The sequence below is a fragment of the Kineothrix alysoides genome, assembly GCF_000732725.1.
Lineage (GTDB): Bacteria > Bacillota > Clostridia > Lachnospirales > Lachnospiraceae > Kineothrix > Kineothrix alysoides.
The window spans coordinates 30,813-57,248 of the sequence record NZ_JPNB01000001.1; the positions used below are offsets into that span (position 1 = coordinate 30,813).

The 26,436-nt window shown below is 46.2% G+C and carries 21 protein-coding genes; 13 read left to right on the plus strand and 8 right to left on the minus strand.

Annotated features, from left to right (window positions below; genetic code table 11):
• Positions 1–95 precede the first annotated feature (95 nt).
• The 7 genes from CC90_RS0100125 to CC90_RS0100155 all read left to right on the plus strand — a co-directional run bounded on the left by CC90_RS0100125 (position 96) and on the right by CC90_RS0100155 (position 7,474).
• Positions 96–1,106, plus strand: a complete 1,011-nt coding sequence (locus tag CC90_RS0100125) for a methionine ABC transporter ATP-binding protein (protein ID WP_031388817.1) — start codon at positions 96–98, stop codon at positions 1,104–1,106.
• Positions 1,096–1,761, plus strand: coding sequence for a methionine ABC transporter permease (locus CC90_RS0100130; RefSeq protein WP_031388818.1), 666 nt, complete (start codon positions 1,096–1,098; stop codon positions 1,759–1,761). Before CC90_RS0100125 ends, CC90_RS0100130 begins: the two co-directional genes overlap by 11 nt.
• 75 nt (positions 1,762–1,836) lie before the next feature.
• The gene (locus tag CC90_RS0100135; protein WP_031388819.1) at positions 1,837–2,757 is read left to right on the plus strand and encodes a MetQ/NlpA family ABC transporter substrate-binding protein; all 921 of its coding nucleotides are present in this window, start codon (positions 1,837–1,839) and stop codon (positions 2,755–2,757) included.
• A 111-nt stretch (positions 2,758–2,868) separates the two neighbouring features.
• The gene (locus tag CC90_RS0100140) at positions 2,869–3,681 is read left to right on the plus strand and encodes a Cof-type HAD-IIB family hydrolase (protein WP_031388820.1); all 813 of its coding nucleotides are present in this window, start codon (positions 2,869–2,871) and stop codon (positions 3,679–3,681) included.
• Between the two features lie 44 nt (positions 3,682–3,725).
• A complete protein-coding gene (locus CC90_RS0100145) occupies positions 3,726–4,166 on the plus strand; it encodes an RrF2 family transcriptional regulator (RefSeq protein ID WP_031388821.1) in 441 nt (146 codons plus the stop codon).
• A gap of 134 nt (positions 4,167–4,300) precedes the next feature.
• Positions 4,301–5,914 carry a phosphoenolpyruvate--protein phosphotransferase gene (gene ptsP, locus CC90_RS0100150; RefSeq protein WP_031388822.1) on the plus strand — a complete coding sequence of 538 codons (1,614 nt, stop codon included), beginning with the start codon at positions 4,301–4,303 and terminating at the stop codon, positions 5,912–5,914.
• 195 nt (positions 5,915–6,109) lie between these two features.
• Positions 6,110–7,474 carry an MATE family efflux transporter gene (locus CC90_RS0100155; RefSeq protein WP_031388823.1) on the plus strand — a complete coding sequence of 455 codons (1,365 nt, stop codon included), beginning with the start codon at positions 6,110–6,112 and terminating at the stop codon, positions 7,472–7,474.
• Positions 7,475–7,504: 30 nt separating this feature from the next.
• On the opposite strand, the gene CC90_RS0100160 is transcribed toward CC90_RS0100155, so the two are convergent.
• From CC90_RS0100160 to CC90_RS0100170, 3 genes are read right to left on the minus strand one after another with little or no spacing between them, the layout of a single operon-like run.
• Entirely contained in the window at positions 7,505–9,322 is a 1,818-nt protein-coding gene (locus CC90_RS0100160) for a glycoside hydrolase family 2 protein (RefSeq protein WP_035315053.1), read from the minus strand.
• Positions 9,323–9,373: 51 nt separating this feature from the next.
• Positions 9,374–10,285, minus strand: coding sequence for a PHP domain-containing protein (locus tag CC90_RS0100165; RefSeq protein ID WP_035315055.1), 912 nt, complete (start codon positions 10,283–10,285; stop codon positions 9,374–9,376).
• Positions 10,266–11,435 carry an MFS transporter gene (locus tag CC90_RS0100170; RefSeq protein WP_031388826.1) on the minus strand — a complete coding sequence of 390 codons (1,170 nt, stop codon included), beginning with the start codon at positions 11,433–11,435 and terminating at the stop codon, positions 10,266–10,268. The genes CC90_RS0100165 and CC90_RS0100170 overlap by 20 nt, the downstream gene beginning before the upstream one ends.
• Positions 11,436–11,548: 113 nt before the next feature.
• Between CC90_RS0100170 and CC90_RS0100175 the strand changes: the two genes are divergently transcribed.
• Complete coding sequence (locus CC90_RS0100175; protein WP_031388827.1) at positions 11,549–12,469, plus strand: helix-turn-helix domain-containing protein; 921 nt, start codon at positions 11,549–11,551, stop codon at positions 12,467–12,469.
• A 35-nt stretch (positions 12,470–12,504) separates the two neighbouring features.
• Here the strand turns inward: CC90_RS0100175 and CC90_RS24115 are convergent, their stop codons facing one another.
• The 5 genes from CC90_RS24115 to CC90_RS0100200 all read right to left on the minus strand — a co-directional run bounded on the left by CC90_RS24115 (position 12,505) and on the right by CC90_RS0100200 (position 17,398).
• Positions 12,505–12,669, minus strand: coding sequence for a hypothetical protein (locus CC90_RS24115; protein WP_157837515.1), 165 nt, complete (start codon positions 12,667–12,669; stop codon positions 12,505–12,507).
• 416 nt (positions 12,670–13,085) lie between these two features.
• The gene (locus CC90_RS21985; protein WP_242843214.1) at positions 13,086–14,585 is read right to left on the minus strand and encodes an IS1182 family transposase; all 1,500 of its coding nucleotides are present in this window, start codon (positions 14,583–14,585) and stop codon (positions 13,086–13,088) included.
• A gap of 179 nt (positions 14,586–14,764) precedes the next feature.
• The gene (locus tag CC90_RS24325; protein ID WP_165919300.1) at positions 14,765–14,911 is read right to left on the minus strand and encodes a hypothetical protein; all 147 of its coding nucleotides are present in this window, start codon (positions 14,909–14,911) and stop codon (positions 14,765–14,767) included.
• Between the two features lie 13 nt (positions 14,912–14,924).
• Positions 14,925–16,067 (minus strand): sodium ion-translocating decarboxylase subunit beta, encoded by a 1,143-nt coding sequence (locus CC90_RS0100195; protein ID WP_031388828.1) that lies wholly within the window; start codon positions 16,065–16,067, stop codon positions 14,925–14,927.
• A complete protein-coding gene (locus CC90_RS0100200; RefSeq protein ID WP_031388829.1) occupies positions 16,064–17,398 on the minus strand; it encodes a hemolysin family protein in 1,335 nt (444 codons plus the stop codon). The genes CC90_RS0100195 and CC90_RS0100200 overlap by 4 nt, the downstream gene beginning before the upstream one ends.
• A 582-nt stretch (positions 17,399–17,980) precedes the next feature.
• On the opposite strand from CC90_RS0100200, the gene CC90_RS0100205 reads away from it, so the two are divergent.
• From CC90_RS0100205 to CC90_RS0100230, 5 genes are all read left to right on the plus strand, one after another.
• Positions 17,981–19,441: a methyl-accepting chemotaxis protein gene (locus tag CC90_RS0100205; RefSeq protein WP_031388830.1), complete on the plus strand. Its 1,461-nt coding sequence runs from the start codon at positions 17,981–17,983 to the stop codon at positions 19,439–19,441.
• A 23-nt stretch (positions 19,442–19,464) separates the two neighbouring features.
• A complete protein-coding gene (gene pepT, locus CC90_RS0100210; protein ID WP_031388831.1) occupies positions 19,465–20,709 on the plus strand; it encodes a peptidase T in 1,245 nt (414 codons plus the stop codon).
• A 74-nt stretch (positions 20,710–20,783) separates the two neighbouring features.
• A complete protein-coding gene (locus CC90_RS24775; RefSeq protein ID WP_051869208.1) occupies positions 20,784–22,565 on the plus strand; it encodes a flagellin N-terminal helical domain-containing protein in 1,782 nt (593 codons plus the stop codon).
• Positions 22,566–22,822: 257 nt separating this feature from the next.
• Positions 22,823–24,673 (plus strand): NAD(P)-binding protein, encoded by a 1,851-nt coding sequence (locus CC90_RS0100225; RefSeq protein ID WP_031388832.1) that lies wholly within the window; start codon positions 22,823–22,825, stop codon positions 24,671–24,673.
• Complete coding sequence (locus CC90_RS0100230) at positions 24,667–26,373, plus strand: [FeFe] hydrogenase, group A (RefSeq protein WP_031388833.1); 1,707 nt, start codon at positions 24,667–24,669, stop codon at positions 26,371–26,373. The genes CC90_RS0100225 and CC90_RS0100230 overlap by 7 nt, the downstream gene beginning before the upstream one ends.
• Positions 26,374–26,436: the final 63 nt, after the last annotated feature.

Below are 26,436 nucleotides of genomic sequence, written 5' to 3' on the forward strand. Positions count from 1 at the left end.
GTGGATATGCGGATAGGGCGGGCATTGCAGAAAACGGCGGCCTATGATATGATACGGTCTGTACTACTATATTTTTAAGATAGATGGGAGCAGTTATGGAGACTATCATACAGGTAAAGGATGTCGGAAAGACATTTATTGGTAAAGATAATAGGGTAGAGGCGCTGAAAGGTATCAACTTGGAGATTCATAAAGGTGAAATCTACGGAATTATCGGCATGAGCGGCGCGGGAAAGAGCACGCTGGTACGCTGCCTGAACTTTTTGGAGAAGCCGACCACCGGCACGGTCATGATAGAAGGAAAGGATCTCGCCGTCTTGCCTGAAAGAGAGCTGCGGCAGACCCGTACACAGATAGCTATGATTTTTCAGCATTTTAATTTGTTGATGCAAAGGACGGTGTTGGATAACGTTTGCTTTCCCTTGGAAATTACGGGGCAGAAGAAAAAGGAAGCCCGTGGCCGGGCGAAGGAATTGCTGGAGATCGTAGGTCTTTCCGAAAAGGCGAAAGCTTATCCGGCACAGCTTTCCGGCGGACAGAAGCAGAGAGTGGCTATTGCCAGAGCCTTAGCGAACAATCCCAAGATTCTGCTCTGTGATGAAGCAACCAGTGCTCTCGACCCTACCACTACCAAATCCATCCTCGCTCTTTTGAAGGATATTAATAAAAAATATGGCATCACCATTGTTATCATTACTCATGAAATGGCAGTGGTGCAGGAAATATGCACTCACGTAGCGATTATAGACGGCGGGACGCTGGCAGAAACAGGAACGGTGGAGGAGGTCTTTACAAGGCCGCAGACGCCGGCTGCAAAAGCGCTGGTATTTCAGAATGGCGGAAACCATCAACAGATGAAAGGAAAACGATGCATCCGTATCGTTTTCAAGGATCATTCTTCCTTTGAACCGGTTATTGCCAATATGGTTCTGGAATGCAAGGCGCCTGCCAATATACTTCTGGCCGATACAAAAGATATCGGCGGCGTGGCACACGGACAGATGATATTGCAGCTTCCCGAAGATGAAATCATAGCAGGTAAGATGATTCATTATCTGAAGGAAAGAAAACTGGAAGTGGAGGAGTTAAGTAACTATGTGGGATAATGCGACAATAATGATGCTTATAAAAGAAACGGGTACCACCCTGTACATGACGCTGACATCGACATTTTTTGCTTATTGTATCGGACTGCCTATGGGAATTTTTCTTGTGATTACCGCCAGAGACGGCCTTAGGCCCAATGCGATAGTCTATAAAATATTGGATGTAATCGCGAATGTGGTGCGAAGTGTTCCGTTTTTGATTTTACTTATGCTGCTGATTCCCTTTACTAGATATGTGGTGGGAAGGAGCTACGGAGCAACAGCAACGATAGTACCGCTTACTGTGGCGGCGGCTCCGTTTATCGCCAGGCTGGTGGAGTCCTCTCTTTTGGAGGTAGACCGCGGCGTAGTAGAGGCAGCGCAGAGCATGGGTGCCAGTACCGGAACTGTCGTTTGGAAGGTCTTTTTAGGAGAGGCCAGAACCTCTTTGATTGCGGGAGCTACCATAGCGCTAGGAACGATTCTGGGATATTCCGCAATGGCGGGTGCCGTTGGCGGCGGCGGCTTGGGTGATGTGGCGATACGTTATGGATATTATCGCTATCAGGCCGATATTATGATTGTTACAGTTATTTTATTAGTTATACTCGTTCAGATTCTGCAATTTATCGGTACGAAGATGTCCAGAAAGCTGGATAAACGAATTACAGGATAAATGCGGATTTATGATATAAATGAGTGAAAAACACTCATGAGTGATAACACTCATTAGTTAAAGGAGGAGAAAGTTATGAAAAAAAGAATTTTGGCGGTAGTATTAGCGACAGTCCTTGCGGCAGGCACTCTCACCGCTTGCGGCTCTGCCGGAGAGACGGCGACAGCGCCGGAAGCATCGGCAGAAACGGAGAGTACGGAAGAAACAGCAGCACCGGCAGAGGAAACAGCAGAAGCTGAGGAGCCGGCGGCAGAAGTAACAGAAAAAGGAACCATTACGGTAGCAGCTACGGAAGTTCCCCACTCAGAGATACTGGAAGCGGCAAAGCCTATTTTGGCTGAGCAGGGCTGGGATTTACAGGTTACGGTATTCAACGACTATGTTCAGCCTAACGAAGTAGTAGAATCCGGCGAGTTCGATGCGAATTATTTCCAGCATACACCCTATCTTGACAGCTTTAATGAAGAAAAAGGCACGCATCTTGTAAGCGTGGGCGACATTCACTATGAGCCTCTTGGAATTTATGCAGGCACAGAATCCGATCTTGCAAACATTTCCGACAAAGCGACGATTGCAGTTCCTAACGATACGACGAACGAGGCGAGAGCGCTTCTTCTTCTGCAGGATAATGGAATCATTACCTTGAAAGAGGGAGTGGGCATGGAAGCGACCAAGAACGATATAGCGCAGAACCCTCACAACGTAGAAATCGTTGAGCTGGAAGCAGCTCAGGTTGCCAGAGTTATCGGAGAGACCTCTTTCGTAGTGCTGAACGGTAATTATGCATTACAGGCGGGTTTAAATGCTCAGACGGATGCGTTGGCATATGAAACCTCAGATTCCGAAGCAGCGAAGACCTATGTAAATGTTATCGTTGTCAAAGAAGGCAATGAAGGCAACGAAGGTGTAAAAGCGCTGGTCGACGTATTGAAGTCCGATAAGATCAAAGACTTCATCAATGAGAAATATCAAGGTTCTGTTGTACCGTTTGAATAAATAATGTGATAAAACGACGAGAGGGTGTATATGAAGGAAGTGCCGGAACTTACAAAGCGGTAGTTTTCATGGCACCCTCCTTTGTTATGATGAAAGGATAACGTTTACAAAATGAAATATATTTTTCTGGATATTGACGGCACACTGTTCGATCACAATACCCTTTGTATTCCTGAAAGCACGAAGAAGGCCGTGGAGTTGGCGAGGAAGAGAGGAAATAAGATTTTCATTTCTACGGGACGCTCCTGCTGTATGCTGGATCTTGTTGATGAAATCGGCTTCGAAGGGGTAATTGCGGCTGCGGGAGCATATGTGAAGGTCGGAGAGGAAGTTATCTACGAAGAAAGTATTGAAAAAGAAAAACTGAAAGAAATCATAAGTTTCTGTGATGAACAGAATGTGGCATATATTCTGGAAGGAAGAAGCGGAGTCTATTTGGATTCCAAGGTAACCGGATTTTTTAATGGAATGAGCAGTATGGACGATTCTTTGAAGGCATTTTTCTCGCATAAAATGTTTCGGGGAATGAACGAGTATCTGGAAGAGGAAGAAATCATATATAAAATGTGTTTGTACGCCCTGCAGGAGAAGGACTTGTTTAAGGTAAAGGAAAGATTCTCGAAGGGGTTTCATATGGTATCCGGGCAGGCTGACGAAAGGTATCCGTACAGTGCGGAGCTGCTCCTTTTAAAGAATAATAAGGCAAACGGGATAAGAAAAGCGATAGAATATTCAGGCGCAGATATGGAGGATACAATTGCCATAGGAGATAGCTTGAACGATTTGGAAATGATTAAGGAATGTACAGTAGGAATCGCAATGGGAAATGCCGACGAACGGTTAAAGCCACACGCGGATTTTGTGACGGCGGATATTGGGAGGCATGGGATATATAAGGCCTTTGAGCGGTTTCAATTGATTTGATAGAAGGACAATAAAACTTTAGCAATGATTGGAAGGAGGATAACATGAAAATTTCGACGAAGGGACGTTATGCGGTCCGTGTTATGATCGACCTTGCGCTGAACAATACGGGAGAGTATATTAAGGTGAAGCAGATAGCGGAACGGCAGGGAATTTCAGAAAAGTATTTGGAACAGATCATCGCTATTTTGAATAAGGCGGGATATGTAAAAAGTGCCAGGGGCGCGCAGGGTGGATACCGTATTTCGGGGAGTCCGGAAAACTATACGGTAGGAATGATCCTTCGGCTGACCGAGGGCAGCTTATGCCCGGTGGCATGCTTAGAGGATGAGGTAAACGAGTGTGAAAGATGTGATACCTGCGAGACTTTGGGAGTATGGCAGGAATTGAACGACGCTATCGATAAGGTGGTTGACGGTGTGACGATTGCAAATTTGATAGAGCGCCAGATGGTGAGAGAAGAGGCCATCGATTACTCAATTTAATTTTTATCCTTCCCATATTAGGAAAGTAGATGTTTACTTATCGCATTTTATGCTTTAAACTATACGTATAAAATGCGATAAGCCTCGCATGTCCTGAATTAATACATGTGAGGGCTTGGAAAGGTAGACAGAATATGACAGTATTTGAGGGAAAATCTGTTTTTTCGGGAATTGCGATAGGGAGGATTGCCATTCTTAAGAAAGACGATCAGAGTGTGAAAAGAACACACGTGGAAAATACCGGAAGAGAGCTGGAGCGTTTGAATGCCGCTAAGACGAAGACCATCGGACAATTGCAGGAACTGTATCAGAAAGCGGTTATGGAGGTCGGAGAATCGGGAGCAATGATCTTTGAGGTGCATCAGATGATGGTGGAGGATGAGGATTATCTCAGTTCCATTACCAACATGATCGAATCCCAGAGTATAAATGCGGAATATGCGGTGGTGGCCACGGGCGATAATTTTGCCGGGATGTTCTCGGCTATGGATGACGACTATATGAAGGCCAGAGCGGCTGATGTCAAAGACATATCGGAGCGTTTGATCAGCGCACTTCAAGGTAAGGGCGGAGCTTCCCTGGAAGCGGAGGAGCCTGTTATCGTAGCAGCGGAGGATCTGGCACCCAGCGAGACGGTGCAGCTTGACAAGAGCAAAGTGCTCGCTTTTGTGACCAGATTCGGTTCTTCCAATTCTCATACGGCGATTTTGGCCCGGACCATGAATATTCCTGCACTTATCAGCGTGGACTATGGGGTGGATGCAGACGGGAAGATGGCCGTGGTGGACGGCTTTACGGGAAAGCTTATTGTTGATCCCGAGGAAAGCGTTTTGCAAGAGTACGAGGAGAAGCGCAAAAATGAACTTCAAAAAAGACAGCTCCTTCAAGAGCTGAAAGGAAAAGAAAACGTTACGAAGAGCGGCAAGAAAATCAACATCTATGCTAATATCGGCAACGTATCGGACGTAGCCAGCGCCTTAGTGAACGATGCCGGCGGAATCGGCCTTTTCCGGAGTGAATTCCTATATTTGGAGAAGGACACCTTCCCCACGGAGGAAGAGCAGTTCCAAGTATATAAGACGGTGGCGGAGAATATGGCGGGCAAAAAGGTCATCATTCGTACGCTGGACATCGGAGCAGACAAGCAGGTGGATTATTTTGGACTGGATCATGAAGAGAATCCGGCGATGGGCTACCGGGCAATCCGTATCTGCCTGGACAGGCAGGAAATATTCAAGACGCAGCTTAGAGCTTTATTCAGAGCCAGTGCTTTCGGAAAGATTTCCATTATGTATCCGATGATTATTTCGGTAAATGAAGTGAGGCAGATCAAGGAAATCGCAGAGCAGGTCAAAAAGGAGCTGACTGAGGAAGGACTTCTTTTTTCTGAGGTGGAACAGGGTATTATGATAGAGACTCCGGCGGCGGCAATGATCAGCGATCTGCTGGCGAAGGAAGTAGATTTCTTCAGTATAGGCACCAACGATTTGACCCAGTATACGCTGGCGATTGACAGGCAGAATGCCAAGCTTGATAATATTTATGATTCACATCATGAGGCGATCTTACGGTTGATAAGGCTGGTAGTGGAGAATGCTCATAAGGAAGGCATCTGGGCCGGAATCTGTGGAGAGCTGGGTGCTGATACCACCCTTACGGAGGAGTTTGTGAGAATGGGAGTGGATGAGCTTTCCGTAACGCCCACCTTTGTATTGCCGGTCAGAAAAGTAGTAAGAGATATGGAGTAAATAAAGTGACATATATGTTCGGTACAAAGAATCTGCGTTGCAGATTCTTTGTTATGTAATAGGAAAGTGCTCCTATTGCATAAAAGCCCTTCGAGCAAATAATGCGCAGCTGCGCGCGCGGAACAAAAGCTGTGCTGTCAAAGTTTTTGTCCGTATACAGAAATAAGAATATATTTATTTGGGAGATAAAATATTATGGAAAAGAGTTCCACAAGAGACATGACGAACGGTTCTCCAATGAAGCTGATACTGGGCTTTTCCGTTCCGCTTTTATTCGGTTTTCTGTTTCAGCAGTTTTACAGCGTTGTAAATATGATTATTGTAGGCCGGTTTCTTGGTGTAGAGGCTTTGGCGGGGGTGGGAAGTACCGGCTCCGTCAACTTTTTGATTATCGGCTTTTGTATGGGTGTCTGCAATGGCTTTGCCATTCCGTTAGCACATAAATTCGGCGCCAAGGATTTTTCAGGGATGCGCAGATTCATCGCAAACAGCATTTGGCTGTCTATTTTGTTCGCGGCAGTAATGACGGTGGCGACTACGCTTTTCTGCCGCCCGCTGCTTCTTCTGATGAGGACGCCGGAAAATATTTTTGATGATGCCTATACTTATATTTTCATTATTTTCATAGGGATTCCGGCTACATACCTTTATAACTTGCTCTCGGGAGTTATCCGTGCTATGGGAGACTCCAAGACGCCCCTTGTCTTTCTTACCATCTCCTCCTTTTTGAATATTATTTTGGATTTGGTGTTTATCGTCGTATGTGGACTGGGAGTTGCCGGAGCAGCTATAGGAACCATCGTGTCCCAAATGGTATCGGGCATTATGTGTCTGCTCTATATCAGAAAATTTTCCATGCTTAGAATTGAGAAAGAGGAGTGGAAAATAAATTTATTCCACATGAAGACCCTGTGTATCATGGGTATTCCTATGGGACTGCAATATTCCATTACGGCAATCGGCAGCGTTATTCTCCAGTCCGCAGTGAATACCTTGGGCTCCGGCGCAGTTGCTACGGTAACTGCGGCCAGCAAGGTGAGCCTGTTCTTCTGTTGCCCCTTTGAAGCGCTGGGAGCCGGAATCGCTACCTATGGAGGTCAGAATGTAGGAGCTAAGAAACTGGACCGCCTGGGAGAGGGCTTGAAGGCCAGCATCGTACTTGGAATCGTTTATTCAGTTATCGCCTTTGTGGTGCTGTTTTTCTTCGGCGGACATCTGGCGTCCTTGTTCCTTGATGCGGGAGAGACACATCTGATTACCGATGCGAGACTGTTCCTGATCATTAACAGTGCGTTCTACATTCCATTAACCTTTGTGAACATTGTGCGCTTTATGATCCAGGGAATGGGCTTCAGTTCTTTTGCTATCCTTGCGGGTGTGTGTGAGATGGTGGCGAGAAGTCTGGCAGGAATCTTGCTCGTTCCCGCCTTCGGTTTCGTAGCAGCTTGCTTTGCCAGCCCTCTGGCATGGATATTCGCAGATCTCTTTTTGATTCCCGCGTATATTCACGTGAGAAAGAAGCTGGGGAAGATGCTTGTGTTCAGTACTGCTGACAATTAGTCAAACTGCAATGTTTGGTCAATGGAACCACTAGGGCAGCAGCTTACATACCTTCCGGTCATAGGTGAGAAGCCCGTTGACTTCCTCCTCCACGTCGGATACTTGTGTATACACGGCACCGCACAGTCCCTTATCGATAAGGGGCTTTAACTCCTCATCGATAAGCTTATGGTAAGCCTTGGTGAGGGTCTCCTGACCGGAGAACTTCTTGTAGCCATAAATGCGCTCTACGCTGGAATGCCCGTCGATATGACAGGCGTAGCCGCCGTATTCGGACACTACAAAGGCCCTGGGATCCTTCGGCACCTTCAGCCTTCTGAAATAATTGTGTACACTTTTAAAGTCTCCGCCGCCTTGGTCGAACCAGCCGCTCGTCTGGTCCACCGGGCGGCTGGGGTCTTTTTCTTTGATCAGCTTTGTTGCAGCGCCTGAATCGAATTGCCCCCACCCTTCGTTAAAGGGAACCCATACCGCGATGGAAGGAACATTGTACAGATAGTCTACGGTGTCCGTACATTCCTGAAGCCATTCGTCCCGTCCTTCTTCGGAATGCCTGCCGAATAATTTGTAATTATCATCGCTTAATTTCTGAAAGAGGCCGGGGAAGAGGGTGGGCAGGTAGCAGACGATAGGCATGGAATAATGGGAACCTCCGCTGACCATATCCTGCCATACAATCATACCCAGCCTGTCGCAGTGATAATACCAGCGTGCGGCTTCTATCTTGATGTGCTTGCGCATCATATTGAAACCAAGCCTTTGCATGGTGCGGATATCATAGATCAATGCCTCGTCGGAAGGCGCGGTATATAAACCGTCGGACCAGTAGCCCTGATCCAGGACACCATGCAGGAATAAAGGCTTATGGTTCAGACAAAAGCGCATGATGCCCTTTTCATCGGGCTGGGTGGTAAAGATACGCATGGCGAAATAGCTTTCCACTACGTCCTGACCATAACCGATGCATAAGGTATAAAGAAAAGGCGAATCCGGGCTCCAAGGATGAATTTCCGACAGCTTGGCACGTATCGCAATTTGATAATCGTCGGAAGGGGTATGATTGCCGGAAAAAGTGTTTTTGCCGGAGGAAGACAATGAGGAAGCCTCGTAGGAGGTATCAAAGATACAGTAGCCGTTCGAAAGGATGCGAATGTTCAGAGGCTCCCGCCCGGAAGCGGACAAAAGAAGAGACACCTCGCCTTTATCGTAGTCAGGTGTTATTTTCAGCTTGCATATGTGGTGTTCCGGTACGCATTCCATCCATACGGTCTGCCATATGCCGCTCTGGGCAGTATAGAACATGCCGCCTCTTTTCAAGGTTTGTTTTCCTCTTGAATGGTGAGAGGTATCGCTGAAATCTTGAACTCTCACAAGGAGGGAATTGTCGCCTTGGCGAAGAAAGGGAGTAATATCTGCTTCGAAGGGGAGATAGCCGCCGTGATGTTCACAGACAGACTCGCCATTTAAATATACCGCCGCATGTTGGTCTACTGCACCAAAATGCAGTATAAGACGGAAAGTATCGGGAACATCACAGACTATGGTGCGCTCATACCATAGGTATTCGTGGGGATGCAGCTGCCTTTCCACGCCGGATAGTAAGCTTTCCGGAGAAAAGGGAACGAGAATCCGGCCGTCATATGCGGCAGGAATGTCCTTAGAGGTGGTAAAAGCGTAGTTCCAATAGCCGTTTAATATCGTATAGTTATCCCTTTTAAACTGAGGACGGGGATATTCTGCTAACACATGCTCCGGGTCAAGGGCTTCACCCCACTTGGTATAGAGCTTGTTCAAGATGTCCTCCTCATGTGTCTTATTGATATTTCGCGCAGCATCGATAATGTCCATGTATTATTTACCTCACAGAATTTAAGTCATATAGTGATTACAGTATATCACTTAATTTACCTGCGGAAAATAACTATTTAGCCCCGCCGCCATCTCTTCTGAATTGATAGTGCAATTAATATGTCCAACCCTTACGGTAGGTTTTGTCTTTCCGTGAAAATCACTTCCGCAGGTGGGGAGCAGATGAAATTCGTGACACTTACCCAAAAAGTATTCCGTAGCAGGAGCGTCGTGATAGCTGCTGAAGACTTCGATTCCGTCAAGACCTGCATTAAGAATAGGGATGAGTAATTCATAATGGTTCTGCAAGTTGATTCCGGGATGGGCGAGGACGGCAATCCCTCCGCTGTTGTGAATAGTCCTTATAATTTGCATTAAAGAAGGATAGATTATCTTAGCATGGCAGGCTTTGCCTTGTGCATAGTAGTCCCAATAGAAATTCACATATGGATTATCAGCTCTCGTCCCCCCGCTCCGGTAAGGGGAAAGAAGCGGATGGTCATTATATTCTGGCCGGTTAAGCAGTAGCTCGGCAAACATTTCGCCGGTCCAGCAGTCCTTCCAATAGTTATTCTTTGCTAACTCTGCCATATCATTTTCTGTGATATGAAAGCCCAGTTCCTGCGTGGATAGCAGCATTTGCAGGGAAGCATGCATGTGTTGTTCTTCTATATTTTTCTCCAGCAGGTAAAAGTCGTCGTTTGTATAATCGATGCCGTAGCCGAGGACATGAAGGTTGACACCTTGAAAGGTGCAATCGATTTCGATGCCGGGAAGGAAACGGATACCGGCGTCCTTCGCAGCCTGCTGACCCTCTGAAATAGCACGCACACAGTTGTGATCGGTAATGGACATTATGGTGATGCCGCGTTCTTTACATTTTTGTACGAGCTCAGTGGGAGAGTACTCCCCGTCATCGCTGTAATAACTGTGCATATGAAGATCAATTAACTCTTTTGCCATGAACTTTATTCATCCTTTCAGCCATGATGAACATGAACACAATGAAGAAGATAAGATACAGCGGATACAGTGCGATAGAAACATGTTCCGCGATGAGTCCGAATAAGGGCGGGATGAGCGTAGTGCCTACATAGGCGCATGCCATCTGCATACCCATAATGGACTGGGATTTATCAGCACCGAAGTTATCGGGCGTCTCGTGAAGTAAGCTGGGGTAAATGGGAGCACAGCCCAACCCGATGAAAATCAGTCCCGCAAGAGTCATGTTGTTTCCGAAAGGGAGAAGGAGCAATAACGTTCCCAGTCCGGCAATAGCCTGCCCGATGCGCACCATCTGCCGGTCACCCAGCTTGTCCGTGATAAAGCCGCATGCAAGGCGCCCAATGGTAATTCCGAGATAGAATAAAGCAGCCCATTTCGCGGCAGTCTGAGCGTCGATGCCTTTATGAAGCACCATATAGCTGCTGGCCCATAAGCCGGTAGTGGCTTCTAAGGCACAATAGCAAAAAAATGCGACCAGAATGGCTTTGGCTCCGGGAAGCTTTATAGTATCTGAAAGGCGTAGAGCCTTCGGAGCGTGGATTTCTTCCTCCTGTGCCTTCTGCTTACGTTTCCATAAAGGCAACGTGGGAATGAGGCAGAGCACGAGAGCAACTTGCAGGATACCTATGACCATATAGCCGTAATTCCACTGAAAGCCGTTTGTCAAGCATAGTCCCATGATATAGGGACCTGTAGTTGCCCCGATTCCCCAGAAAGAATGGAGCCAGCTCATATGGCGGGACTTGTAGTGCAGAGCTACGAAGTTATTCAGAGCGGCGTCTACGCTTCCTGCCCCCAGTCCGTAAGGGATGCCCCATAGGCATAGCTGCCAGAAAGAGCCGGAGGAGAAAAATCCAAATAATGCCAGAGCCGTCATAGCTACACTAATGAGGGTAATCATACCGGTGCCGAAACGGCGGATCATCCTGTCGCTGAAAAGGCTGGATATGATAGTTCCTGCAGCTATAATCATACTGATAGCTCCCGCATAGGATACGGGGACGCCTAGTTCTCCATACATGGACGGCCAAGCTGAGCCGAGAAGGGAATCCGGCAGGCCAAGGCTGATAAATGCAATATAAATAATAACTAATAAAATGGATGTCATGTCTTTTCTCCTTGCAGATATATGTTATGATGTAAGAATATCGCCTTCTGCATCTTGAAACAATACTTATTTGGACATATAATATAATAAAAACGACTAAAAGGAGAATTCCTATGGCACTTCAGCAATGCGTGCTCAATTTGGACAGCAGCGGGCGGGAACTCAGCCCCCACGGGACCATCGATTTTCCCTGCGCAGGTTATTCCTACCGGTGCACCAGCCGGGCGTGGGATGAGATTCCGTGGCATTATCATGAGGAACTCGAAATCATTTATATAGAAGAAGGTATGATGCGGGTTCAGATTCCCAGCAAGGTTTTCGAAGTAAAAGCGGGAGAGGCTGTCTTCATTAATTCCGGCATTCTTCACCGGGCTACGCCGGATCCCGACTGTGAATACCATTCGCTTGTTTTTTTGGACCTGCTTGTAACAGGCAGCAAGAATTCAGTTTTCGCCCAGAAATATGTGGAGCCTATCGTTCGATATTCCCTCTTGGATGGCTGTCAGCTCTATCGGGAAACAGGCTGGCAGGTACCTCTTATCGATCATTTTACCGAAGCATTCGCAGCGGTGTCTGAGGGAGGGTTCGGCTATGAGCTTGAGGTGAGGGCACATCTGTCCACGTTCTGCATGCTTTTGTATCGCCAGTATAAGGAAGAGATGGACGAGAATAATTCGGAGGTCGGCCAGGATGAGATACGAATACGAAAGATGTTAGATTTTGTCCATGAACACTATGCAGAGAACATACAGCTTTCCCGGATCGCGCAGGCAGCGGATATCGGAGAGAGGGAATGTTTGCGCTGTTTCCAGAGAGTCATTCAGATTTCGCCCATACAGTATTTGCTGAAATACCGGGTGATGCAAGGGGCTTCCATGCTGACAAGCTCCTCCGGGCTTTGCGTGGCGGAGGTCTCTACGCTGTGCGGCTTTGACAGCCCCAGCAACTTTTCTAAGGTGTTCAAGCGTTTTTTCGCATGTACGCCCAAGGAATATAAGAGGAACATGATGAAACAACAAGAAAACCCCGCATAATGTTATGCGGGGGAACAAAGGGGAGAAACATGAATTTATATGTAATTAAGCTGCCATACGTCGGAGCCGGAAACTTTTTGCGTCTCATAAGAGAGCAATTCCAGAAAATAATCATGAAAGCGAGAGTACATTTTCCAGTTATCGTTTGAAGAAACCATTTCTGTCATGGATATCCTTTTTGGTGTGTTTTCTTTATGCATGTTGTGGTATCCACCTCCTTTTGATAACTATAGTATATGGTATAAATATGAACGCGATGTGTTCATTTCCTTAAACAAAACTAATGATTATTAGAAAAGAATGAGGAAATTATTAATTAAAAATAAAATAGGGAGGACGCGTAACGTTACTGAGAACGGAGTGAACAGTAACAGCGTAACAGGTAATTTGTAGAAAATTGTGAGAAGCAGTTGAGAATCTGCAATCTTCGTGATAAAATGAAAACGCAGTAGTTTAATAATAGGTGTTTTGTTTGGGAAAACGGTTCGGAGGACGTAAAAGTTCTTTTGGGCCGTTTTTCGTCCTCAGGCAATGCACAACGTGCTCCCGGAATATATCCTATGCTCAAAAAAAGAAGGACGCTTAGCGTCCTTCTCAGACTGTAGACAAAGCGGAGTTAGGATGCAAATCCTAACTCTATTTTTCTTATCCATTGAGGGATTTTATATATTTGTGACCAGAAACCTGAATCAGTATCGTTTACGAGTCCTTTTCTTTCCTTCATTTTTGCCAACTTCTTTAAATTCATACAGGCAAAGGTAAGCCCGACCTTCATTTCCATCCGGGCTTTTCCAAACATCTGTGTATAGCGAAAACCATGATTCTCCTTCGCAGTTCCAAATAATCTTTCTATGGTTTCTTTTCTCTTTGCATAGAGTTCTTTCATTCCATAAGTGTGACGGATTTCTTCGCATCGCTCCAAGTACGGTTCCCAAATATGCCGTGTTACCGTTTTTACATGATCTTTGCTACCGGTACACCGGGAAAGGGAAGGACAGCTACCACAGGTCTCCCCGCAGCTCTTATATTCCCGATACCCATTCCGGTTTGTGGTCTTATAGGTCAGGATTTTATCACCGGGACACAGATAGCAGTCATAATACTCATCGTAAACATACTCGTACTTCTTAAAGAATCCTTCTTTGGTCATGGGAGCCTTGTAAGGCAGAAGCGGACGGATCCCGTCATCCATCAGAAGTTTTGCAATTGCTGGCGTTTTGTATCCGGCATCCGCCACTAGTGTTTTTATTCCTATGTTTTTTATCTTATCGTACAACTGCGGAAAGGTCCTGCTGTCATGTTCATTGCCCGGATGAATGGTATATCCAAGGATCCATCCGTTTTTATCACAGGCGGTTTCCACGGCATAGGCAAATACATGCTTATGTTCCCCTTTGCGGAACCATCCGCTTTCCGGGTCTGAGGTGCTGCACTTTATGGTCTTGGTATCCACGAAAGAAGTCTTTTGACCTTCCTCGGAAGAGCTTCCACCGGAAGGGGGACTGGGATCGTCATCCTTGTCCTTTTCGCTGTTCTCCTTCAGCGGATTCTTTCCATGGGCCTCCCGGTCCTGATTGATTTCTTTCTTTAGCAGCTCTTCGTAAAACAAAGCTTCCTCATGAGCGATCCGCTTTTGTACCCTTTTATTGTTTGCCCTTGCTTTCACATGGGTGGCATCCACGAAGACTTCTGTAGGGTCCACCAGCCGGTAACGGTAACACTCGGCCAGAATCCTTGCAAAGATCTGTTCAAAAAGATCCGTATCCTTGAACCGTCTGGTATAATTCTTTCCAAAAGTAGAAAAGTGGGGAACGGGATCGATCATATCCAGTCCAAGGAACCAGCGGTAAGCTACATTTACCTGAATCTCCTTACAGGTCTGGCGCATGCTTTTAATTCCATAGAGATACTGGATAAACGGAAGCTTGATCAACATGACCGGATCCATACTGGGACGGCCGTTGTCCGGAGAGTAGGATTCCTCCACCAGTCCATAGATAAAGTTCCAGTCAATGGCTTGGTCAATGATCCGCAAAAGGTGATCCTTTGGGACCATGTCATCCATACATAGGAATTGAATCTGTTCTCTTTTTTTATCTGCATTCTGAGTCATCATAAGTATGCGCACCGCCTTATTTTGTTACTCCCATTGTACCAAAAAAGAGCCCAAAAGTCTGCATGTACACTGAACTTTTGACTCTTTTTACAGAAAAAGCCCACGCAAGTGCGTGGGACTTTGTCTACAGTCTGAGAAGGACGCTTAGCGTCCTTCTTTCAAATCTTTCATTATATAATTTAGTTCTCTTCTTTGCTTTTTTTACTGCTTCCAGCAGTGAGCTTGGAAAGAAGCATGGCAACACCGATGATGATAAAGGTTGTGATGAAAATGCCAGACATCCCTTTCGCCATAATTTCCAAAGCAATTATTACGTTGTTCGTCATAATAAGTTCCTCCTTACTTCAAGTAGTTGGTTACAAGGTTAATAACAAGTCCGCCGGCAATAACGGAAGCAATCTGTCCGGATACGTTAGCACCCGCAGCCTGCATGATAAGAACGTTGCCTGGATCTTCTTTCATAGCCAGCTTCTGCACAACACGTGAAGACATAGGGAATGCGGAGATACCTGCCGCACCAACCATAGGATTGATCTTGTTGTGAGGTATGAAAAGATTGATAAATTTTGCAAAAAGCACACCGCCCATGGTGTCGAGCACGAATGCGATAAGACCGATTAACATAACCTTCAGGGTGTCTATGTTTACGAAAGCAGCAGCCTGCATGCTGAAGGAGATGGTGAGACCGAGTAAAAGTGTGATTAGGTTAGCAAGAGAATTCTGTGCCGTATCGGACATCGTACCGAGCACGCCGCATTCGCGGATCAGGTTACCGAACATAAGGAAACCAACGAGCGAAACGGAGGAAGGAGCGATGAACCCAACAATAATGGTAACGATGATAGGGAATGCGATACGCATGGATCTGGAAACCTGGGAAGGCTTGTACGCCATACGGATACAGCGTTCTTTCTTCGTTGTAACGAGCTTGATAGCAAAAGGCTGAACGATCGGTACAAGGGCCATGTAAGAGTAGGCGGCCACGGCTATGGCACCGATATATTTGGAATGCAGTATCTGGGATACTAAAATTGATGTAGGGCCGTCAGCAGCACCGATAATACCGATAGAAGCAGCATCCTTCAAATCGAATCCGAGAAGGGTAGCCAAGAGGATAGCACCGAAAATACCGAATTGTGCGGCAGCACCAAATAAGAACATGATAGGTTTGGAAAGCAAAGGACCAAAGTCGATCATAGCTCCGATACCGATAAAGAGCAAAATCGGCAGTGCTTCGGAAGCTTCGATTCCCGTGTGAAATAGCCATTGGATGATACCATTCACCTCGCCGACACCTTCGAGTGTCTGATTGATTACACCGGAAAAAGGCAGGTTGACGAGAATGGCACCAAAGCCCATCGGTAAAAGCAGGGATGGCTCGTATTCCTTCGCTATAGCGAGCCAGATCAGCAAAATGCCAATACCGTACATAACAATTTGCTGCCATGTTACAGACATAATTCCTTCGATAATAAAATTCATGATTCGTTCTCCTTTTGTTTATTTATTATTTCTGCCGTAGCAGAAGTAATGACACGATCTTTTAACTCCGTGATGGAAAAGTTTGCTTCCGGTGTCTTAAGAGTAAGCGGAAGCTGTGTTTCCTCGGGGATATACCCCAATTGCTCGATCAAATAACCGGATAAAGTGTCGCAGTTGCTCGTAAGATGAAGATGCAGTTCCTCGTTTAAATCATAAATGGGCATACTGCCGGGAATGTGGTATGCGCCGGAAGAAAGCTCCACGATGCCCGTATCCGCTTCTTCATATTCTTCCCAAATATCTCCGACAATTTCCTCGATCAGGTCTTCCAAAGTTACGAGACCCGATACGCCGCCGTATTCATCAACTAAAACGGCCATATGGATCTTGCTTTTCTGCATTTCCTGAAAAAGCTTGTCGATCTTCTGGTTCTCCGGAACGAAATAGGGCTTCTGCAAAAGTGTCCTTATATCCACATTGGTAAAGGATTGTTCCTTTGCCTTGATCATGAAGTCCTTCACGGAAAGAATTCCGATGATGGTATCCATGTTCCTGTCGTAGACAGGAATGCGGGAGCGTTTGCTCTGTAATATGGTATCCAGATATTCATCCCGGTACTTGGAAATATCTATAGCAATCATATCCTGCCTTGGAGTCATCACTTCTTTCGCTTTCTTATCATCAAAAGAAAAAATTGAAGTGATCATTTCTTTCTCGATGTCATTGAAAACTCCCGTTTCCTGCCCAGTCTCCAAAAGAGACTTTATTTCCTCCTCGGATACTTCCTCCTCGAGAGAAGCGGACTTCATACCGATGAGATGAAGAAACCCGTTGGTGGATAAGGAAAGCAGCTTGATAAACGGTGCCAAGGCAATAGATACATAATAAATAGGAGTTACACAGAAGAGGCTGAAGCTCTCCGCCTTCTGCAATGCCACCCTCTTCGGTACCAGTTCTCCGAAGACCAGTGTGAAGTAAGATAAAATCAATGTGACTGTCACCACAGCAACTGTTCCGCTATAGGGAACGCTAAGTTCCTCCATTTTGCCCGCGAGTATCTGAGAAATACCCGTCGCGGCAGATGCACTGGAGAAAAAGCCTGCGAACGTTATCGCCACCTGGATGGTAGATAAAAAGTTGGTGGAATTCTCCGAAAGGCGAAGTATCAAAGCCGCCTTCTTGCTGCCCCCGCCGGCAAGCCGCTTGATTTTATTCTTGTTGACGGAAACCACCGCCATCTCGGCTCCCGCGAAAAACGCGTTCACCAGTGTTAAAAATACTAGAAATAAAAGTTGTAAAATAATCGTTCGGGCGACAGGGTCGCTGCCCATAAATAATACCTCCTTAAAAGTACGTAATTTCAATTTAATTACAATGGTTTTTAGCAGTGTTTAATATCGGAGAAGAGGCAAGATAAAAAAGACTTTTACTGTAACCGCGCCCGGTACAATAAAAATCTTGCCATTTCAATTCTTCGCGTATGAAACATAAACGAATTGTATATGTCGCGAAAGAATCCATATAAATGACGGTTGCTCCCTCTGTATTAAAGCCTTATCAATTTGCATTTATATTATATATGAAAAGTGGATATTTGTACACAAAAACTTTCCAAATATGAAAATTGAAAAATAGATAAGAAAAAAGACGAAATATACGATAAATAGGAAATTTTCCTTTAAATTTCTTCTATGTAGTGTTATATTATTTAGTAGAAGTGTCTTAGTATATCATCCACAAATTAACTGGACCGATTACTTGTCTAAACTTTCAGCTGCAATATGTGAAAAGCCTCGACGTAGCCTCGCTACGCCTGCGTTTTCCCGTATCACATCTGAAAGTTTATCCTGCGTACTCAGTCTGGTTATTTGATGGACGATATACCTGTAATAGTAATGGTGGAGGATGAGTGAATGACGAGAGATCAATATTTAAGAATCGATAAGAAAGTTTTTGTAATTATAGCATGTACGCTTATTTTCAGCGCAATATCCATGCTAAGTAATGTGATAGGGGCGGACCCACGGCTTAAAGATTACATTGGATTGTTTACGCCGATAGTTCTGCTGATAGTCAGCATTGTGGGCTTCATAATTTGTAAGGGAAGAAGGATATGCGGTTCCGTACTGACTGGTTCGGGAGCACTTGCCTTTGTGGTGCTCATGTCCGTAAGCTCCTTTTCTACGACTTACATATATGCCTTTCCTATGATCATAGGGGCAATGATGTATTTGAACGTACGGTTCGCAGCGGCAGGTACGGTAGCTATAATCATTGGCAATGTAATATGGACCATAGAGGATGCGGCAGCCGGAAGTCTGGTATGGGAGGATAGCGTTACCCGATGGGGAATATCGCTTCTCATATGTGCAACGGCCTATGTATCTTTGAAGCTGATACAGCAGTTTAACGAAGAAAAGCTGGACAGTATCAATTCAGTAGTCGATGATCAGGCGAAGGCAACGGATAAAATGGTTCAGACTGCGGATAATATAGGAAAGGATTTCGAGCGCGCCAACGATTTGCTGAAGCTTCTTCAGGAAAGCGTGAATTCCAATAGCTCTGCGATGCAGAATATTGCGGAAAGCACAGAGAGCACGGCACAGTCTATTCAAGAGCAGGCGGCGATGTGTTCCAACATCCAGGAGAGTGCAGATGCGGCAGGTAAAGAAACATCCAAAATTGCGGAAGTATCTCTCACTACGTCGGAAAACGTTGCGGAGGGTGTGAACCTCGTCAACAGCTTGAAGGAACAGGCTAAAGGTGTGGAGGAAGCGAGCCGCCAGACGGTAAGCGCCACAGCCAGACTGACTACCAGCGTGGATGAAGTGAAGCATATCGTTGGAGATATCATGAATATTTCCTCGCAGACTAACCTGCTTGCATTAAACGCTTCCATAGAAGCTGCGAGAGCGGGAGAAGCGGGAAAGGGCTTCGCTGTAGTAGCGGATGAAATCAGACAGCTTTCCGATCAGACGAAGGGTGCGACGGAGCGGATTACAGGAATTATTTCCGAGTTGATAGAGGACGCTAAGAGCGCGTCGGAGAGTTTGGACCACTCTGTAGGTTTCATTAATGAACAGACGAAGATGATAGAGGTCACGAAAGAGAAATTTGAGACGATCAACGATGAAGTAATAGAACTTGCAGGTAGTATCAACAACCTGGAGCAGACGATGGAAGACATTATGCAGGCTACCGGAGTGATTTCCGACAATATCTCCCAGCTTTCGGCGACAGGAGAAGAAGTGGCGGCATCTTCGGAAGAAGGCGTGAAGTCTGCCGAGGAGTCTGTGGGCCAGATGGTAGAATGCAGGCGTATGCTGGAATCGATACACGAGCTGGCGCAGGAGCTTAAAACCTACGCAAAATAAGAAGATGACCTAAGGAGTGCAGCATGTCGGCGGTAATAGATAACTTTTTGAAGTATGTACGATTAGATACCCAGTCCGAAGACGGGAGCGCATCTACTCCCTCTACGGCAAAGCAGTTCAGTTTGGCGAAGCTGCTGGTGGAGCAACTCGAAGAAATGGGTGCGGAGGAAATAACGCTGGATAAAGAGCATTGCTATGTATATGCGTCCATTCCCTCGTCGGAGGGCTTGGAGAGCGCTCCGGTTCTGGGGTTTATCGCCCATATGGATACGTCTCCTGCAGTGACGGGAGCGGAAGTAATGCCACGTATCGTAGAAGCCTATGATGGCGGCGACATAGTGCTGAACGGGAACAAGAACGTAGTGATGCGGGTGAAGGATTTCCCCGAGCTTTCCTATTATGTTGGGAAAAGCTTGATCGTGACGGACGGAACTACCCTGTTAGGAGCCGATGATAAAGCAGGAATCGCAGAAATCATGGCTATGGCGCAGTATCTTTTGACACATCCTCAAATTACTCATGGAAAACTGAGAATCGGTTTTACTCCGGACGAGGAAGTGGGAGCGGGAGCTGATTATTTTGATGTGGACTTATTCGGAGCCGATTATGCCTATACGGTGGACGGCGGCAGGCTGGGAGAATTGGAATACGAGAACTTCAATGCAGCAGGGGCAAAGGTGACGGCACATGGTCGAAGTGTCCATCCCGGCGATGCCAAGAACAAGATGATAAACGCTCTGCTTATTTTACAGGAATTTCAAGCTATGCTTCCTGTATTTCAGAATCCTATGTATACGGAGAAGTACGAGGGTTTTTATCACTTGGATTCGTTAATGGGAAATGTGGAGGAAGCAGCTTCCGAATATATTATCCGCGATCATGACAAAGAGAGATTTGAACAGAAAAAGGAAATCTTTCTTAGAATAGGGAGTTTTTTAGACGAGAAATACGGAGAAGGTACCGTAGTCATTGACTTAAAGGATTCCTATTATAATATGAAGGAAATCATAGAGAATAATATACATTTGATAGATAACGCCAAAGCCGCCATGGAGGAAATTGATGTAGAACCTATCGTCATTCCGATTCGAGGCGGCACCGACGGCGCAAGGCTCTCCTTTATGGGACTTCCTTGTCCCAATCTCTGTACAGGCGGGCACAATTTCCATGGCAAGTATGAATATATTTGTGTGGAATCTATGGAGAAGATCGTAGAGCTGCTGGTGCGTATTTCTGAGAAATACGGCGCAGCACAAAAAAACTACTAAGAATTTAAGGCATATACGTCTATACGAAAGATGAAGTGATTATTTGCAAGTACTGAAAGGTTAAGGTAATTTTTATGAATGTTGTTGCTCATAATTTAATTGCCCTCAACGCACAGCGGCAATTAAATGTGAATACGGAAAGTAAAGCAAAAACATCAGAGAAATTGTCCTCTGGATATAAAATTAACCGTGCCGCCGACGATGCCGCCGGTTTGTCCATTTCGGAGAAGATGCGCAGGCAGATCAGAGGGCTTGAGCAGGGCGTCGCCAATACGCAGGAGGGAATCTCACTCTGTCAGGTAGCAGACGGAGCACTTTCGGAGGTTGTCGCCATGCTTCACCGAGTTACCGAGTTGTCCGTTAAAGCTGCAAACGGAACGAATACGCAAGAGGAAAGAAAGTTCATACAGCAGGAAATCAATCAGATACTCAGTGAAATAGATAGAGTGGGAGATAGTACCTCCTTTAACGAGACACCTGTTTTCAGGGGGGCAGATACAATTTTACATAATGCGGACGGCACGCCCCTTATCGAAAGTGAGATCCCGTTATCAGATTTTACACTTTTTGATATGAGCCTGGGAACAATGCCTTTTGATTTCTCCAGCAATGCGAACCATCTGGGATTGCAAGCTATTGTAAACAATGCGGGTTCGGGAGCATATGGAAAGACCTTTAATTTGATATACGGGCAAGGAAGTACTTCCAGTTCCAGCTTCCGGTTGAGCTATGAACTTACTCCGGGCAATACGACGACGAGGGAAATAAATCTGTCCAGTCTGCCCATATCCGGCTACAATTACGATACGGCAGCGCAAACGTGGTCGAGAGATTTTGACTATACGGCGGCAGATGGTTTTTCGATGACTATAACGCAAAAGGTAGTCTTGGATGAATCCGACACTAATTATAAGAACTATAAAATATCCTATGAGTTTACAAATAATTCCGCAGGTACGGATGCAGAAATCCAATTTATGTTTCATGCGGATACGGCCTATAATAATAACGACAAATGTGAGGGCTATTTCGTGAATGGAGCGCGAATCGGGGGATATTCTATTTATTCTCCAACCGGAACAACCTTTTCAGGAGTGCCTTCCTCAAAAATTAATACAAGTGTTCCGGACAGTATTTCTATTGTGGATGTGGACAATGCCCTATCTTTTTCGGAGAAGCTTACCTTCGACGATAAGCCTGACCTCATATCGGTAGGCTTTTATGCGAGCATTGACGACTGGTCCTATTATGATAGTACGGCTGTCATCAACTCAGCGCTGGGAACGACTACGAATAATGCAGATTTGGGAATCAGTCTTCAATGGAAAGATACACTTAATTCAGGAAGTTCCGTATCCCATAGCTTTACCTATGGAATTGTAGCGACGAAGGACGATACGAATATAGATGAAGACGACATAACGATGAGTAAATCTCCTACCACGACTCATGGCGGAAAATATAGAATCTGGATTCAGTCGGGTAATGAAGACGGAGATGGTATGTGGCTGGAAATTGACGAGATGAATGCGGAGGTACTGGGTCTGAAGAATGTGGATGTTTCTACAGCAGACGGTGCAGGTCATGCCATAAATCTGGCCAAGGAAGCGTTAGAGAAGGTACTGAATAACCGCAGCAAAATCGGTGCGCAGCAAAACCGCCAGGAGCATACGGTCTCCAACGAGAGAAATGTGATTGAAAACACCGTTGCAGCGGAATCCCGTATCAGAGATACCGATATGGCAAAGGAAATGGTCAAGCTGTCAAACGATAATATTTTATCTCAGGTGGGGCAGTCCATGCTGGCACAGGCAAACCAAAGCCTTCAAGGTATGCTTAATCTAATAAACGGATAGGAAACATATGACAGCCAATCCCCGGCATATACTGTAAAAGTTATGCCGGGGATTTTTGCGTATGAATTGTTCCCGCGAAGCCGAAGGCGGAATTGTAACATTTGTCGGACAATAAAAGAGAAAAGTGTCGAGATGTGTTGACAAGGCGGTTTTTTTGTGACTTAATTATAATTAATATATAGGTAAGTACAAACCTTATAGTTATTTTGTACAAGTATAAACAAAGGAAAATTGTTTTAACTCAGAGAGGAGAAAGGATGAGTCGATTAAGAATTAGTACCCCCAATCAGGCCCAACTTACAGTGGAACGGCTGTATAAAGATCTGGAAAGACATATTGTCGCCAGCCCTCCGGGATTATGCCCGGTGGATTTACAGCTATCTTTTTTGAGAGTATGCCATGCCCAGACCTGCGGGAAATGTGTTCCCTGCCGCGTAGGGCTGCTGCAGCTTTCAAAGATGTTGGAAGATGTGCTGGAAAATCGAGCCACATTAGCCACGTTGGATTTAATGTTAAGGACGGCGAGCAGTATTGCCGATTCCGCTGATTGTGCTATAGGTTATGAGGCAGCAGTCATGGTATTAGCGGGTTTAAAAGGCTTCCGCGAAGACTATGTCTATCACATTGAGCATGGCAAATGCTCTTACGGGATTACACAGCCCGTTCCGTGCGTGGCGCTGTGTCCGGCTGGCGTGGATGTACCCGGATATATCGCGCTGGTAGGGGAAAAGAGATATGCGGATGCGGTAACGCTGATTCGTAAGGACAATCCTTTCCCTACTGCTTGTGCATTGATTTGTGAGCATCCTTGTGAAGCCCGCTGCCGTCGTAATATGATCGACAGTTCCGTGAACATCCGTGGCATGAAGCGCATGGCAGTGGACAACGCCCGTGCCAACACAGTACCTGTTCCTGAGAAAGCACCCTCCACCGGCAAAAAAGTAGCTATCATAGGAGGAGGCCCGGGAGGATTATCGGCAGCCTATTATCTGGAACTCATGGGGCATCATGCCGTAGTGTATGAAGAAAAGGAAAAGCTGGGAGGCATGCTGCGGTACGGTATTCCGAACTATAGATTCCCGAGAGTACGTCTTGACGAAGATATCGAAGCAATTTTGTCTACAGGAGTAGAGGTACATACGGAGAAAAAGGTTGGTAAAAAAGAAGACGACATCTCATTAGATAAGCTGCGGAAACGATACGACGCCGTATACATCGCAATTGGTGCACATGTCGATAAAAAAATGGGCATTGAAGGAGAAGATTCGGAAGGTGTAATTTCCGCGGTAGAAATGCTTAGAAGCATCGGCGAGAACAATCCTCCTGATTTTACCGGGAAACGGGTCATTATTGTGGGTGGCGGTAATGTCGCCATGGACTGCACCCGCTCTGCTATCCGCCTTGGCGCTGCGCAGGTAGGTATTGCTTATCGCAGAAGGCAGGAGGATATGACGGCTCTTCCCGAAGAGGTGGAGGGAGCCATTGCAGAAGGCGCTGAGCTTTACTCCCTCAATGCGCCTATCAAAATCGAAGCGGATGCCGAAGGGAAAGTCACCGCTGTCTGGATTGAACCTCAGATTATCGGTCCTATTGATGCATGGGGACGTGCCCGCCCGGTACGAGCTGATAGAGAATTGGAGAGGATACCCTGTGATATTGTGGTAGTTGCCGTAGGTCAGGGAATCGAATCCCACCATTTCCAGGAATCGGGAGTTCCGGTAAAAAGAGGAGTTATCGATGCCTTGAGCGAAAGTGGATTCCATGAGATTGCCGGCGTTTTTGCGGGTGGTGACTGTGTGACCGGTCCTGCCACTGTTATCAGGGCTATTGCGGCAGGAAAGGTTGCCGCAGCTAACATAGACGAATATTTGGGCTATCATCACATCATTAGCTGTGATGTAGAAATCCCCCAGGTAAATTATGAGGATAAAGAGCCTTGCGGCAGAATCAATCTGAGAGAACGTGAAGCGGGCAAACGAAAGAATGACTTCGATGAAATAGAGTGTACCATGACCGAGCAGGAAGCGGCACAAGAGGCAGGCAGATGTCTGCGTTGTGATCATTACGGATATGGGAATTTAAAAGGAGGCCGGGCTGCGATATGGTAAATTTGAAAATTGACAATCGGAATATTTGTATAGAAGAAGGAACTACTATCATGAAAGCAGCGGCCCATGCGGGAATCATGATTCCTCATCTGTGTTATCTGGAGGGGATTAATGAAATCAGTGCTTGTAAGGTGTGCGTGGTGGAAATGCAGGGGAAAGAAAAGCTGATTACTTCCTGCAACAATGCGGTAGAGGAGGGAATGGTAATTTACACAAACTCCCCCAAAGTGCGTGCAGTCAGAAGCATCAACGTGGAGCTGGTTCTTTCCCAGCACGATTGCCATTGTGCGACCTGTGTCAGAAGCGGCAATTGTAACCTGCAGAAGATGGCTAACGATTTGGGCCTTACCGAAATCTCCTATCCGAAGGTGGTGGAGGATGCGCCTTGGAATCAGGATTATCCTCTGATCAGAGACTTTAAGAAATGTATCAAATGTATGCGTTGCGTGCAAGTTTGCGATAAGGTTCAGGATTTACACATCTGGGATGTGCAAAATACCGGTTCCCGTACTACTGTTGATGTATCCGGTCATCGCAATATCGAGGATACCGACTGCAGTATGTGCGGCCAGTGTATCTCCCATTGTCCTACCGGTGCACTTAGAGAGCGCAATGACATTCCTAAGGTGTTCGATGTTTTGGCTGATCCTGAGAAGATTACAATAGTTCAGGTTGCCCCCGCAGTACGTACCGCATGGGGGGAGTCGCTTGGACTGGCGGAGGATGTGGCAACAGAGAAGAGAATGGCGGCGGCCTTGAAGCAGGTGGGCTTCGATTATGTATTCGATACCAACTTTGCTGCCGATCTGACCATTATGGAGGAAGCCAATGAGTTGCTGAAGAGAATGCCGGAAATCAAGGAAAGCGGGCTGCCTATGTTCACTTCCTGTTGCCCGGCCTGGGTACGCTTTATGAATAGCCAATATCCTCAGGCGGCAGGCAGACTTTCTACGGCTAAATCGCCCCAGCAAATGTTCGGTGCGGTGGCTAAGACTTATTTTGCGCAGAAGCTGAATATTTCTCCGGATAAGATTTGCTGTATTTCCGTCATGCCCTGTGTAGCCAAAAAAGGAGAAGCGGCGATACCCGCAATGGATGTGACAGGAACAGGGCCTGATGTTGATATTGTACTGACAACCAGAGAACTGGTGCGGCTGATTACGGCAGAGCATATCAAACCGGAACTGTTAGATGAGGTGGAGTTCGATTCCCCGCTTTCGGAGAATACGGGGGCCGGTGTTCTCTTCGGAACTACCGGAGGTGTAATGGAAGCAGCCCTTCGGACGGCAGTATTCGCCTTGACGGGAAGCAATCCTGACCCTGTAGGCTTTAGCGAGGTACGGGGTGGGAAGGGACGCAAGGATGCAGATTATTACGTGGATGGAACTATGGTCCGGACATGTACGGTAAGCGGGCTTAAGAATGCAAGACTTCTGATGGATGATATTCTGGAAAAAAGGGCAGAATACGATTTTGTAGAGGTAATGGCTTGTCCCGGCGGATGCGTCGGCGGCGGCGGACAGCCCATTTGGGAGGATGTAAAGATGGCACCGCAGCGTTCTGCCAAGCTATATGAGCTGGATGAGGAAAGGAGCCTTAGATATTCTCATGAAAATCCTACCATACAGCAGTTATATGCGGAATTTCTAGGGGAACCGCTATCGGAGAAGTCTCATCATTTGCTGCACATCAATGAGTAAAAAACACTCACAGTGAGTAAAAAACATATGACAACCTATGCCCGGCATATACTGTAACAACAG